This window comes from Psychrobacter frigidicola (assembly GCF_007997305.1).
Classification (GTDB): Bacteria; Pseudomonadota; Gammaproteobacteria; order Pseudomonadales; family Moraxellaceae; genus Psychrobacter; species Psychrobacter frigidicola.
Genome location: NZ_VORZ01000001.1, coordinates 1,009,111 through 1,022,332, shown reverse-complemented (window position 1 = coordinate 1,022,332; position 13,222 = coordinate 1,009,111). Strand labels below are relative to the sequence as shown.

Here is a 13,222-nt window from a genome sequence, read left to right as displayed (position 1 = left end):
TCCTCGTTATTTCGCCAAACTGTCAATGTTAGAAACCCAGATGGCAAATCCACATATTTATATTTAATTTGAGGCTTTTATGAGCCAATCTTATCCATCCGATTCCATAAAAAATTCTGCTACCGCAATACCATCGATGCCTATTATCACGCCTAAGCATAAGACATTATTGCGCCTGCTAAGTTATCTTAAGCCATACTGGTGGGCGTTATTATTGACTGTTATTGGTTTTGCTATCAATGCGGCAACCGAGATTTGGATTGCTAAGTTATTGGAATATATTACGGACGCCATCAATCAGAACGACCAAAGCAAACAAGATTTATTCCCGTTTATTATTGTTGGGTTGTTCTTTGTGCGCGGTGTTGGCAGCTTTTTGGGTAACTACTATTCTGCTTTAGTGTCGCGCAATTTGGTATATGAGTTGCGGGTTCAGGTTTTTAATAAGCTACTGCGCCTACCAAGCTCCTTTTATTTGGCAAACCCAGCAGGGACTATTTCTTCTAAGCTTATTTTTGATGTTGAGCAAGTGACCGCTGCCAGTACGGACTCTATGAAAACCCTTTTACGGGACGGTTTGACTGTAGTCGCGCTGATGGGCTTCTTGTTGTATAGCAACTGGCGCTTGACCTTGATTTTATTTTTAGTATTACCGCCTATTTTGTGGCTGATTCGCCTTGCCTCCAAGCGTTATTTAAAACTATCAAAAGGTATCCAGCAAACGATGGGTGATGTTAGTCATATTACTAACGAGGTCATTGGTGGTTATCAAGTGGTTAAAAACTATGGCGGACAAGCATACGAATCAAAGCGCTTTGACGCCACCTCCAGAAAGAACTTGCGTCAAGGTATGAAGGTGGTGATTACTAATAGTATCAATACCCCAGCCGTACAGCTATTAATGGCGATGGCAATGGCAGTGGTAGTGTGGCTTGCTCTACGGCCTGCGGTGATTGATAATATTTCAGCGGGTCAGTTTATCTCCTATATTGCTGCGGCAGGACTGCTTAGTAAGCCGGTACGTTCGCTCACCGATGTAAATCAAAAGTTGCAAAAAGGTATCGCGGCTGGTGAGTCTATATTTGCCCTGCTAGATGAGCCTGAAGAGCAAGACAGTGGTGTGCTGGATCCAACCTTGGTAGGCGATATTCATTTAAATAATGTCAGCTTGGTTTATCCAGACTCTACCGTGGCACTGCAAGACTTTAATTTAAATGTGCATGCAGGCGAAACGGTAGCCTTGGTAGGCCGTAGCGGCGCGGGCAAGTCATCATTGGTCAATTTATTGACGCGTACACTGACGACGTCATCAGGTCAAATTACGATAGATGGGTTGGCGATTGAGGACATTACGTTAGAGAGTTTGCGGGCGCAGATTGCGATGGTGAACCAACAAGTAACATTGTTTAATACCACTGTTTTTAATAATATCGCGTATGGTGGTTTAGCAGATAAGACCCAAGCAGAAGTGGAACACGCCGCGAAAGACGCCTTTGCACATGACTTTATTATGAAAATGCCGAATGGCTATCAAAGTCAGATTGGTGCTGAAGGTTTGCAGCTGTCTGGCGGTCAACGCCAGCGCTTATCTATTGCACGTGCCCTCTTAAAAGACGCGCCAATTTTGATATTAGATGAGGCGACCAGCGCCCTTGATAACGAGTCAGAATATTATATTCAACAGGCGCTCGATAATGTGATGAAAGACCGTACGACAATAGTCATTGCGCATCGTTTAACGACGATTGAGTCCGCTGATCGTATTGGTGTGTTAGACAGTGGCCGGATTGTCGAGCTTGGTACGCATGATGAGTTGATGCAAAAGCAAGGCCAGTATGCGCAAATGTATGCCCGTGATTTCAAGTAGTTTTAGCAGTTGCAGTAGTTATTATGGTTTTCAAAACTGATGAATATTAATAAATAAGCAGCGATATATGGGCGTACACCAATGAGTATGGAGACGGCAGTTACCCGCGCATGGCAGCGTCAAGCTGGTTGGCTATGGTTATTGCTACCGATTAGTTGGTTATATGGTCTGCTGATATTGTTACGCAGGCAAGCTTATAAGGTCGGTCTATTCTCAAGTTATCATGCGCCTATTCCTGTGCTAGTCATTGGTAATATTACCGTTGGTGGCAGTGGCAAAACGCCTTTAATTATGACTTTAGTGAATTATTTACAGCAACGCAGCGTACAAGTCGGCGTTATCAGTCGGGGTTATGGCGGCGATAGTAGTAAGATGCCAGTATTGGTGACTACGGATAGTTTGCCTAGTGACGTGGGTGACGAGCCTTATCTAATTGTTAGCACAACTGGTGTGGCGATGGCAGTCTGTCCGAATCGTCAGCAAGCTATTGAAACTTTATTACAAGCGCATCCTAATCTACAACTGATTATTGCCGATGATGGTTTGCAGCATTATGCTTTGCAGCGCGATATTGAATGGATTGTGGTGGATGCTGCTCGTGGTTTCGGTAGTCAGCAGTTATTGCCGACGGGGTTCTTACGTGAGCCAATATCTCGGTTAAAAAATGCGACGGTCATTTACCATGAAAAAGCGGATGAGCACTTAAACTTAGATAGTGATTCGTTTTTATATAAGCATTTAGCCATGCAACTGCATCCTGATAGCCTGCAGCCTTTGTACCCTGAGCTGTTTAAGTTAACTGAGTTACTAGATAGTCAATTAAATGGTAGCGTTCAAGCAGCTCCACCAATTCATGGCAGTCAAGTCCATGCAGTTAGTGGTATTGGTTATCCGCAGCGTTTCTTTGCTACCCTTAACAGCCTTGGTTTTGACGTTATAGAGCATCCTTACCCTGATCATTATGACTTTAGTGTGAATGAGCTACTTCAATATACAGAACAGCCTATTATTGTCACCAGTAAAGATGCGGTAAAAGTTCGTGCCTTATTATTGCAAGCAACCAACAGCCAAGCGCAAAATACTGAGTGGCAAGAGCTGGTAAGTCGATTATGGGTATTGCCTGTGACGGCTATTTTATCTACTAATTGCTATCAGACGTTACAGCAGCAATTGATAGCGTTGGGCATTGATATTGCTGATAAATAATTATCAAAATACTCGCTATTTTTCTTTAGAAAAAGGAATAATTTATGCCAACTTTACCAGCTTCCGTCAAAACTCATATAGTTATTCCTGCACGTTTTAAAAGCACTCGCTTACCCGGTAAACCGTTATTAATGATTCATGGTAAGCCTATGATACTTTGGGTGGCTGAAAAAGCACAAGCGGCGCATTTTGCTGATGATATGTGTATCGCTACAGATGATGCACACATCGCTAAAGTTTGTACGGATGCAGGTTATGAGGTGGTGATGACAAGCCCCGACCATGTATCCGGTACAGATCGCTTGGCTGAAGTTGCGGCAATTAAAGGCTGGTCAGAGGATGATATTGTCATTAATATGCAAGGCGATGAGCCGTTAGTACCGCCGTTATTGTTGGAGCAGGTCAAAAATTTGTTGGTGCAAGACAGTGCCAGCGTTATGGCAACTTTGTATGAGCCTATCGACGATTATCCTACTTTTATGCATCCGTCAGTGGTAAAGGTGGTTAGCGCCACCGTTAACGATAAACAGCGGGCACTTTATTTTAGTCGTGCCCCGATTCCTTGTGACCGCGATATGGTATTAGCGTTAGAGGCTGAAGAGTCAAATTCCTTATTAACATCAGCATCAATATTGCCTGCACCAAAAAATGCTTATCGGCACTTGGGTCTTTATGCGTATCGAGTCAGCTTATTGCAGCAATTTGTGCATTGGCCGCAAACACCGCTTGAGACTCTTGAGAGCTTAGAGCAACTGCGCATTTTAGAAAATGGTGGCAATATTGCAATTGCAGCGGCAGCTTTGCAATTGCCAGCAGGAGTAGACACTGCCGAGGATTTAGCACGCTTGAATGCCATGAGCTTGGCTGAATTTCAAAGTTATAACTAGCCATGAATAATCATAAATAGTGATAAACTAGTTATGTGAATCTAAATAGCCTAAGCAATACAGGTCGCTTTAAAGCACCAATTAGACAATAAATTGAATATATAAGGCGGCAAGTGTGAACGACAACAGCGACAGTATTTATTTTGCACCGCTTTTACCATGGCAACAAACATTGTGGACGCAATTGACAGCGCGAGTATTGACACCGCCGCAGTCATTACCACACGCCTTGCTAGCAGCTGGCATGCAAGGTATGGGCAAGCGGGCGTTCGTTTGGCGTTTGGTGGCGTGGTTATTATGCCGTGAGCGCGAGCAGCATCCACTGGGTGCTTGTGAAAACTGTGACAGTTGCCAGTGGCTAAAATCGGGCACTCATCCCAGTTTACAAGTATTGCCTAGCGTTAGTATGCCTATTAGTAAAGCGAGTAGTCACAGTCAAGAAGCCTTAAAAAGCACCAATAAAAAAATCAAGGCAGATACTAAGTCTAGCAAAGCTGCTGATAAATCTGCTCTAACGACTAAAGTAGATGACATTCGTGCTTTGCAACCTTTTATTTATCAAGGCGGGCAGGGTATGCGCATATGCGTATTAGACCATGCCGAGCAAATGACTATTGCTGCTGCTAACGCGCTACTCAAAACATTGGAAGAGCCGCAATCGCAAGTTCATTTATTCCTTATTAGCGACACTCCAGCCAAACTATTACCAACCATTAAAAGCCGCGTACAACAATTGCCATTACAGAGTATTGACGCAGGGGTTGCCCGTGATTATGTCACTCATATGCTTGGCGGTACTGTTAATCGTGAAGCGGTGAGTCCCAGCCAAATTGAGCAATTGTTGCAGTTGGCAAATGGCGCACCTTTAGCGGCAATAGATTTGGCTGGAGCCCCTTGGTATAGTAAGCGTGCGCTATGGCTGACGACATGGCAGGCGCTGCGTAGCGGCAAGCGTAGTAGCATTGCGGCAAGTGACTATTGGCAATCTCAGTTAAGCATCGGCGAGTTTATTCAATTGACGGAGCAAATGCTGCTCGATATTCGGCGTATTAATTTGGGGCTTAGCAGCAGTCAACAAGATATTGACTTAACGGCTGCATTACAAAATCATCAACCTAGCGATAGTTTATTAGAGTCATTAGTGGACAGCTTGCAGCAGATAAAAATGGCCTTGCAACAAAACGTGCAAGAAAAATTTGCCTATGATAGGCTGATGCAACAGTTGGCGCAGTTATAAGTTACTGATTTAAAATTAGCTTAATTTTTCTATTTACACCTTTATTTTACCTAAGGAAATAACTATGGCTATGCCAGGACGTGGTGGCATTCTCACTTGTCATATTGAAGATATCGCAACGTTGTACGCCAGTTATTTATCCTTTGTGGAAAATGGGGCTTTGTTTGTGCCCAGCAGCCATGCACAGCAACTGGGTGATGAAGTGTTTATTGCCATTACCTTACCCAATTCTAGTGAACGCTTACCGATGAATGGTAAAGTGGTTTGGGTCAACCATAAAACTCAAGCGAGTCGTCCAGCAGGTTTTGCGGTGCAAATTGGTACTGATGCAGCCGGACAAAGAATAAGAAATGAAGTGGAGCGCTTGTTGGTAGGCAAAATCGATGGTCAGCAATCAACTTATACTATGTAGTTTTTACTATGTAGCTTTCGCAATTAACTGTATAACCTGACTTGCCTAATTACACTTACTAATATAGCGAAGTGATTTTAAGTTTTATTCTATTCGTTTTTTAGTTAATAATTATATTAATGACAAAAAGAAACCCCTTCAATTTATCGATTAAAGGGGCTTTTTAGTCTATACAGTATCAGTTAGCTATCTCTTTTTATTTCTCTAAGATACAAGTCACTCCTTGACCGCCAGCAGCACAGATAGATATAAGTGCGCGACCTGAGCCTTTTTGATCGAGTAATTTAGCAGCAGTGGCTAAGATACGACCGCCAGTTGCAGCAAATGGATGTCCTGCGGCAAGCGACGAGCCATTAACGTTGAGTTTGCTACGGTCAATAGCACCCAGCGGTGCGTCAAGACCTAAGCGCTCTTTACAGAAGCTCTCATCTTCCCATGCGCTTAACGTTGATAGTACTTGTGAGGCAAAGGCTTCGTGAATCTCATAGAAGTCGAAGTCTTGTAAGCTAAGACCAGCACGCTCAAGCATACGTGGTACGGCATAAGCCGGTGCCATGAGTAGACCTTCTTTATTACCAGATTTACCAATAAAGTCTACGGCAGCCGTTTCTTGATGCACGATATAAGCAAGTGGCTTCAGTCCATGTGCTTCTGCCCATTCGTCATTGGCCAATAGAACACAAGAAGCACCATCAGTTAGTGGCGTTGAGTTCGCTGCTGTCATGGTTGGATTGGCATTATTCTTACCAAAAGCGGGTTTGAGTTTACCTAGCTTCTCTAACGTAGAGTCTGGACGCAAGTTGTTATCGCGTGTTAGCCCTTTATATGGGGTTATCAAATCATCAAAGAAGCCTTCGTCATAAGCACGGGCTAGGTTTTTATGGCTGTTAAAGGCCAACTCATCTTGATCTTCGCGGCTGATATTCCACTCAAGTGCTGTTATGGCTTGATGGTCACCCATAGATAAACCAGTGCGCGGTTCAACATTCGCTGGTGCATCGATTAAGTCTTTTGGATTAAAGCTGGTTAATGCATGTAAACGCTGCTTCATATTTTTAGCAGCACCAAGCTTTAATAATACTTTGCGTAGACCATCACCAACTGCAATAGGCGCGTCGGATGTGGTATCAACTCCGCCAGTAATAGCAGAATCTATGATACCCAGTGCAATTTTATTGGCAGAGGCAAACGTTGCTTGTAAACCAGTACCGCAAGCTTGGGAAATATCATAAGTAGGCGTATGCGGGTCAAGCGCGGTATTCAATGCTGCCTCACGAGTTAAGTTTATATCGCGACTCAGTTTGATGACGGCGCCAGCTACCACTTCGCCCATCTTCTCATCTTGCAAGTTGTAGCGTTCGATAAGACCATTTAAGGCTGCTGTTAGCATGTCAATGTTGCTGGCATCAGCGTAGGCACCATTTGAGCGTGCAAATGGGATGCGGTTACCACCTAAAATAGCAACGCGCTGTTGACCAGAAGCTGGCTTAGTACTGCTTGTTTTTTTAGCAGCAGAATTCAGTTTCTTGGTTGCTGTAACAGTTGTTGTCTCGTCAGATTTTTTATCACTGTTATCTGTGGAATCTTTTGCACCAGATGAGTCTTTGTTATTCTTGCTGGCTTTCTTGTCACCATCCGTTGCTTTATCAGTCTTAGCGCTGTCTTTGTCAGTAGCTGTTTTTTTATCAGTTTTAATGTCTTTAGATGTATCTTTAGCTGTATCAGACGTAGTGGTGTTGTCTTTTTTCTCAACATCTTTTTGTTCGGTTTTATCTGTATCAGTCTTAGTCACTTTCGATTCTGTCGTCTTATTAGAGACCTTAATATCGTCAGACTCATCAAGCTCTTTAGATTCAGTAATTAAGTCTTCTTTAATCTTGGCTTTTTTCTGCGCTTGGCTATCGTCAGAATTATCATCTACTGCATTACCATCCGCATCGACAATATTGGTCGCTGCTTTAAGCTCAGCAATTGAGTCGTAATGGGCGTCGCTCGTGTTGGCATCCGTATCTTTAGCAGGTTTAGTGGTAGATACATCTTTATTCTCAGTATCTCCAGCCTTGACCACAACGCTATTAACGACAGGGCTTTTAGCATTATTTTTTTCATTGCTCATAATATTATCCTTAAAATAAGTTTATATAAAAACGATGGGTAAAGAAAAACACAGTTGGAAGTCATACAAAATGTAGTGATAAGTAGTGATAAAAAATACAAGAGTTGCATCTTAAATAGAAACTGGTCTCAATATATATGAAGTTAAGAGCTTATCATAAGCAGTTTTTACTACATTATTGTATGTCTTTAGCAAGTAAGGTCACTGTCACCTACTTTAAAATTAGTAGAGGGATTAGTTAATAAAAAGCGCGCTGAGCATCAGACTCATAAGTCAATTAGTATATTATTCAGTAATACTTAAAAATTCATATAATAAGAAATAGTTGTTGATTGTTATGCTACTTATAACCAATAAGCTAAATGTTAGCATAGATAGAGCTTTCTTAACTATAGCTAAGGCAATGGTATTTTATACTGGTGTGGCCACATATTGTTATGGCAATAATGGACTTTGGACTTGTATGCTATTGATGTGTATAGTTAACACAGTTTCGTTTTTGCTCACGAATTACTAATAATCATGATGTGCTTGTACCTTTATAATAATTGCACTAGATATAATACATATTCAAAATACTATACCCTTGCATTGTTTTCTCATTCTTTGCTCACGATTATTTAATTTTTAACCACAGGATTATATTATGTCAGACCGTTACGGTAGCTTTGTTCAATCTTCTATTGGTAAAAAAGTCGCGAAAAATCTGGGTCTTCCACTACCGGTAAGTCTCGACCGTTTTGAGAGTGGGCAGCGTTTGGTACGGGGTAGCGTTCTGATTGACTCAGCCATTGGTGAAGATAAGCGGGTTAGTGAGTCAGTAGCTCGTATTCTGTCCGAGCTGCATGCCGAAGTCTTCGTCAATAGTAGTGACGGCGTTAAAGATGCACTTGCTAATGCAGGAATCGAAGCAAAAGCCGACACAGGCAGTGACGATAAATTTAAAATATTACTGTTTGATGCCAGTAATATCAGTAATGTAGATGAGCTTAAGCAAGTTTATGAGTTTTTTCACTTGGTTGCGCGCCGTGTAGAAAAGTCAGGCCGCGTGATTATTATTGGTCGACCACCAGAAGGTATTACTGACGTAGAAACAGCAGTGGCGCAGCGTGCGCTTGAAGGTTTTGTGAGGTCTGTTGGTAAAGAGTTCAAACGCGGTATTACTGCGCAGCTAATTTATGTGAGCGAAGGCGCTGAGCAAAATCTCGATTCAACGTTGCGTTTTTTTACCTCAGCTCGCTCAGCTTATGTCTCAGGACAAGTAGTACGCGTTGATAAAGGTACTGCGATCGATGTAGATTGGACACAACCATTAGGTGGCAAAACGATGTTAGTAACTGGTGCCAGTCGCGGTATCGGTGAGGCGATTGCTCGGGTATTAGCTCGTGAAGGGGCGCATGTGATTTGTTTAGATGTGCCGCAGCAACAAGCTGATTTGCAAAAAGTCGCAAGCGACATCAGTGGTTCAACGTTGATGGTTGATATTACCAGTGAAGACGCAGGCAAGCAGATTGCCGAAGCTGCTGAAAAGCGTGGTGGTTTAGATGCTGTTATTCATAATGCTGGTGTGACGCGTGATAAGACGCTAGCAAAAATGGATGAGCAAAAATGGGATATGGTAATGAATATCAATCTAGCCAGTATTGCGACGCTCAATCGCTATATGTTTGATAACGATGTGCTAAAAAATGACGCGCGTATTGTTTGCGTCTCGTCAATTTCAGGTATCGCAGGTAACTTAGGTCAGACTAACTATGCAACTTCCAAGGCAGGCGTGATTGGACTGGTCGATGCTACCGCCAAGCAACTGTCTGAGAACGATAAAGGCATGACTATCAATGCGGTTGCGCCAGGTTTTATTGAAACGCAAATGACCGAAGCGATTCCGTTTGCTATTCGTGAAGCGGGTCGCCGTATGAACTCTATGAGCCAAGGTGGCTTACCGATTGATGTCGCTGAAACGATTGCATGGTTAGCGTCTCCTGCCTCTGGCGGGCTAAACGGTAATACCGTACGCGTTTGTGGTCAAAGCTTGCTCGGCGCCTAAGTGGTCAATTAAAAGCAGGTGATGATTGCTTTGAGATAAAATTTGAGCTTGGTTTAATATAAGTACTTAATAATGGCTAAATTGTTAATTATTAATATCTACTAAGCTGTAAATGCTTACGAAAAATATACCATTAAATTGTAAAAGAGCTGCCCATTGGCAGCTTTTTCATGATAAAAACAATAGAATTAATAAAGTGAATTATTTTTTTGTTCTTTACGTTTTATTTGCTAATTTCAAAACTATTTATTTAGTAACGTTTGGACTCAGTGTTTCAGCAAATGTTTAACAAAATGCTGTAAAATAAATAAGATAATTATCTAACTCACGCTTCAAGTGAATTCGCCCAAGCCCACTTAGGATTGATTTATGTCAGATAAACACTATGACGCGTTGCCAAAAGCGCATACTACCTACGCTAATATTATCAAAAGCTTATTGCCTATCGGTGATAACTCCAAAGCCGGTAAAGATACGTTGCCGCAAGCGACCTATCATGTGGACAATCTACACATTGATCAGGGTAACCTTAATGACTATCGTAAGATTTGCGGTTTTGCCGATAATGGTAAAATACCAATTACTTACTTTGCAGTGCTCTCACAAGTGTTACAAATGAATATGATGGTCAAAGAAGCTTTTCCATTTGCGATGCTAGGTCTGGTACATGTGAACAATAGTGTGACCCAGTATCGTCCTATCGGTGAGCGTGAAACCGTTGATATGTCAGTGTCTTTTGACAATCTCCGTGACCATGCTCAAGGTCAACAGTTTGACTTTGTAACGACGATTAAGTCGCAAGAGAACATCCTTTGGGAAGGTACTTCAACGTATTTAGCCCGTGGTAAAAAGCCCGATAGCAATCCTGTTGATAAAAGCAAACCGCGTCCTGTAACCGTCAAGCCAATGGTTGATGAAAAGGGCGTTAATATGGTTTTTGAAGTGCCAGAAGACATCGGCCGCCGTTATGCTTTTGTGTCTGGCGATTTTAACTTGATTCATTTGCATCCGTTGTCAGCACGCGCATTTGGCTTTCCAAAAGCTATCGCTCATGGCATGTGGTCTAAAGCTAAGTGTCTGGGAATGATGGGCGTATTACCTGACGCCTGCACTATTGACGTGGCGTTTAAACTACCTATATTTCTGCCATCGGAAGTAGAGCTGATTGCTGAGCCAGTATCGAAGCTTGAAGACGCTGACGATAAGTGTGTGTTCGGCTTGTATAGCGCCAAAAATGATAAACCACATCTGATAGGTGCGGTTAGACTGGTTAGCGAAGTTGATAAGAGTAATAGCGACGAGACGTAAATACTAATAAGCTTACTCTCTAAAACTAACCTTTATTCCAACTACTTTATTTAAATATCAAAATTATGACAATGACTAAAGATACTAAATTAGCAACTGAAACCGCGACTCAATTTACTGCCGAGCAAGTCGATGTTGAGCAAATTGACTCTGATAATGGCATAGACCTTGCCGCTATCCTAAAGCCTTACCATCGTCCTGATGACAATAACATTGTTAGCGGGGCACTCGATGAGGGCAAAGTTGCGGCTCTCGCTTTGGCTGGAGTTGAGGTAGTTATTAACTTGCAACCTGATAGTGAACTGGATTTTGATGAAGCAACCGCTGTTAAGCAAGCGGGTATGCAGTATGAGCAATTGCCTATAGCTGGTGCAGACGATCTTAAGCAGATTAATATGTTGGCCTTTGATAGTTTATTGCGTCAGTATCATGGTAAAAAGATCGCCATGCATTGTAAGTCAGGTAGCCGAGTAGGGGCTGCAATGGCACTACGGGCAGGTTGGCTGCGTGGACGTAAGATGGAAACGGCCATGGAGCGCGGACATCGTTATGGCTTGACTGAGATGTTCGAGCAAGAAGTACATAATCGCTTATTGGTGCCGCGTTAGTTTTTCATTCATACTGAGTTAAATCTTGCGTATCATCAATCGTTAACGATAGGTTTCTCGGTAATTGTAAGTTATAAATAACAGGCGACCATTAGGTGGCCTGTTTTTAATGGCGACCATTAATTAACCAACAACGAGGCGATAATGACAGACAGCCACAATAATAATAACAAGCGTGATGACCAAGTTAACATTCACCTTGAACAGCAGATGCAACAGTTATTAAATAAGCTACAGTTAGATGATGCGCCGGCCGGTGGCTCTTTGGTGGTTTATCAGGCGGGTAAATGTATTGCACAGGCCAGTGTCGGCATGGCGCAACTGGGTGTTGACTGGCAGCCAGATACGCTGTCATTAAACTTCTCTACTGGGAAAGGTATAATTGCGACTTTGGTACATGTCTTAGTATCGGCGCAATTACTCGATTATGATACGACTATTGCCAGCTACTGGCCAGCATTTGCGACTAACGGCAAAGCCGATATTACCCTGCGTGCAGTAATGTCGCATCAAGCCAATCTATTTGCGATTACTAGTATTGATGCTGATAGTGAAACCTTGCTTGATTGGGAAGCTATGTTGGTAAATGTCGCGGCTATGCCCATTACTAAACCTGATAATGCGGATATTTATAATAGTGCGTACAGTGCATTAGTATACGGCTGGGTACTGGGCGGGTTGATAGAAGCCGCTACTGATATGTCGTTGGCTGAAGCGCTACGACATTATCTCACTGAGCCGCTAGGGATTGCCGATAGCTGCTATTTTGGAGTGCCAGCTGGTAAAATAGATGACGTTGCTACTGTAGTAAAACACTTTGCTACTGAAGATTCTGCAACTGCAAACTTAATGAATTCAGATAGCAGCCAACGCAGTAAACGTCGTAAGCCGGTATTAAAAGCAGATTCTGAGCAGACTTTGAATATATATGCAAATTTGCCTAGTCATCCTTGTTGGCAACAGTTTGCTATAAGCCGTAATTTGTCTCCTATTAATACTCAGCTCAATTCTAACCAAATCAATCGTCTATACTTTGACCATAGCCAACTTAATCTGAAAAATTATAAAGCAGCCTTGATACCGACTAGCCAGACGCCTCTTGATTATTATGATAAACGAGCGCTACAAGCGGTGCTGCCAGCCGTCAATGGCGTTGCATCAGCAAAAGCATTAGCAACTATTTATGGCATGCTAGCGAATGGTGGCGTATGGCAAGGGCAGATACTGATTAACCCTGCGACGTTTACTGAATTATCGACGCCGCAAGTTTCTGGTATGGATGCTGTAATGCCAACTAATATGGAATGGCGTTTGGGCTACCATCGTCTTGTGCAATTGTGCCATGAGCAGACGCAAGGCTTTGGGCATATGGGCTATAACGGCTCAGTGGCTTGGTGTGACCCAGCAAGGCAACTGTCATTTGCCTTTGTCCATAATTTCGATGTGACGATGCTTAATGATATTCGCCAGTTTGCGCTGACGGAGGCGTTACTAGGTATGATAAAAACAACAACTCGATAAATGGTAAAGTCAC

At 42.6% G+C, this 13,222-nt stretch carries 10 protein-coding genes; 9 read left to right on the top strand and 1 reads right to left on the bottom strand.

Annotated elements, in window-relative coordinates; translation table 11 throughout:
• Positions 1 to 79: 79 nt before the first annotated feature.
• The 5 genes from msbA (at position 80) to ES754_RS04175 (ending at position 5,609) form a co-directional block, all read left to right on the top strand.
• Positions 80 to 1,867: a lipid A export permease/ATP-binding protein MsbA gene (gene msbA, locus ES754_RS04195; RefSeq protein ID WP_147222323.1), complete on the top strand. Its 1,788-nt coding sequence runs from the start codon at positions 80 to 82 to the stop codon at positions 1,865 to 1,867.
• 81 nt (positions 1,868 to 1,948) lie between these two features.
• A complete protein-coding gene (gene lpxK, locus ES754_RS04190; protein ID WP_147222321.1) occupies positions 1,949 to 3,073 on the top strand; it encodes a tetraacyldisaccharide 4'-kinase in 1,125 nt (374 codons plus the stop codon).
• 44 nt (positions 3,074 to 3,117) lie between these two features.
• Positions 3,118 to 3,960: a 3-deoxy-manno-octulosonate cytidylyltransferase gene (kdsB, locus tag ES754_RS04185; protein WP_147222319.1), complete on the top strand. Its 843-nt coding sequence runs from the start codon at positions 3,118 to 3,120 to the stop codon at positions 3,958 to 3,960.
• A gap of 115 nt (positions 3,961 to 4,075) precedes the next feature.
• Positions 4,076 to 5,197 (top strand): DNA polymerase III subunit delta', encoded by a 1,122-nt coding sequence (locus ES754_RS04180; RefSeq protein ID WP_227677695.1) that lies wholly within the window; start codon positions 4,076 to 4,078, stop codon positions 5,195 to 5,197.
• Between the two features lie 64 nt (positions 5,198 to 5,261).
• The gene (locus ES754_RS04175; RefSeq protein WP_147222315.1) at positions 5,262 to 5,609 is read left to right on the top strand and encodes a PilZ domain-containing protein; all 348 of its coding nucleotides are present in this window, start codon (positions 5,262 to 5,264) and stop codon (positions 5,607 to 5,609) included.
• Between the two features lie 196 nt (positions 5,610 to 5,805).
• Here ES754_RS04175 and ES754_RS04170 read toward each other — a convergent pair whose 3' ends face one another.
• Complete coding sequence (locus tag ES754_RS04170) at positions 5,806 to 7,725, bottom strand: acetyl-CoA C-acetyltransferase (RefSeq protein ID WP_227677697.1); 1,920 nt, start codon at positions 7,723 to 7,725, stop codon at positions 5,806 to 5,808.
• A 646-nt stretch (positions 7,726 to 8,371) separates the two neighbouring features.
• Between ES754_RS04170 and ES754_RS04165 the strand changes: the two genes are divergently transcribed.
• From ES754_RS04165 to ES754_RS04150, 4 genes are all read left to right on the top strand, one after another.
• Positions 8,372 to 9,772, top strand: a complete 1,401-nt coding sequence (locus ES754_RS04165; protein WP_147222313.1) for a 3-oxoacyl-ACP reductase — start codon at positions 8,372 to 8,374, stop codon at positions 9,770 to 9,772.
• Positions 9,773 to 10,141: 369 nt separating this feature from the next.
• Positions 10,142 to 11,080 carry a MaoC family dehydratase gene (locus tag ES754_RS04160; protein ID WP_147222311.1) on the top strand — a complete coding sequence of 313 codons (939 nt, stop codon included), beginning with the start codon at positions 10,142 to 10,144 and terminating at the stop codon, positions 11,078 to 11,080.
• Between the two features lie 65 nt (positions 11,081 to 11,145).
• Positions 11,146 to 11,688 carry a protein tyrosine phosphatase family protein gene (locus ES754_RS04155; RefSeq protein ID WP_420825328.1) on the top strand — a complete coding sequence of 181 codons (543 nt, stop codon included), beginning with the start codon at positions 11,146 to 11,148 and terminating at the stop codon, positions 11,686 to 11,688.
• A 144-nt stretch (positions 11,689 to 11,832) separates the two neighbouring features.
• Positions 11,833 to 13,209 carry a serine hydrolase domain-containing protein gene (locus ES754_RS04150; RefSeq protein WP_147222309.1) on the top strand — a complete coding sequence of 459 codons (1,377 nt, stop codon included), beginning with the start codon at positions 11,833 to 11,835 and terminating at the stop codon, positions 13,207 to 13,209.
• Positions 13,210 to 13,222 lie beyond the last annotated feature (13 nt).

Bases quoted from the DNA above. Each gene is read 5' to 3' on its own strand.
- ES754_RS04165 (WP_147222313.1), top strand. From the start codon at position 8,372: ATGTCAGACCGTTACGGTAGCTTTGTTCAATCTTCTATTGGTAAAAAA.
- ES754_RS04175 (WP_147222315.1), top strand. From the start codon at position 5,262: ATGGCTATGCCAGGACGTGGTGGCATTCTCACTTGTCATATTGAAGAT.
- ES754_RS04160 (WP_147222311.1), top strand. From the start codon at position 10,142: ATGTCAGATAAACACTATGACGCGTTGCCAAAAGCGCATACTACCTAC.
- ES754_RS04170 (WP_227677697.1), bottom strand. From the start codon at position 7,725: ATGAGCAATGAAAAAAATAATGCTAAAAGCCCTGTCGTTAATAGCGTT.
- kdsB (WP_147222319.1), top strand. From the start codon at position 3,118: ATGCCAACTTTACCAGCTTCCGTCAAAACTCATATAGTTATTCCTGCA.
- lpxK (WP_147222321.1), top strand. From the start codon at position 1,949: ATGAGTATGGAGACGGCAGTTACCCGCGCATGGCAGCGTCAAGCTGGT.
- ES754_RS04155 (WP_420825328.1), top strand. From the start codon at position 11,146: ATGACAATGACTAAAGATACTAAATTAGCAACTGAAACCGCGACTCAA.
- msbA (WP_147222323.1), top strand. From the start codon at position 80: ATGAGCCAATCTTATCCATCCGATTCCATAAAAAATTCTGCTACCGCA.
- ES754_RS04150 (WP_147222309.1), top strand. From the start codon at position 11,833: ATGACAGACAGCCACAATAATAATAACAAGCGTGATGACCAAGTTAAC.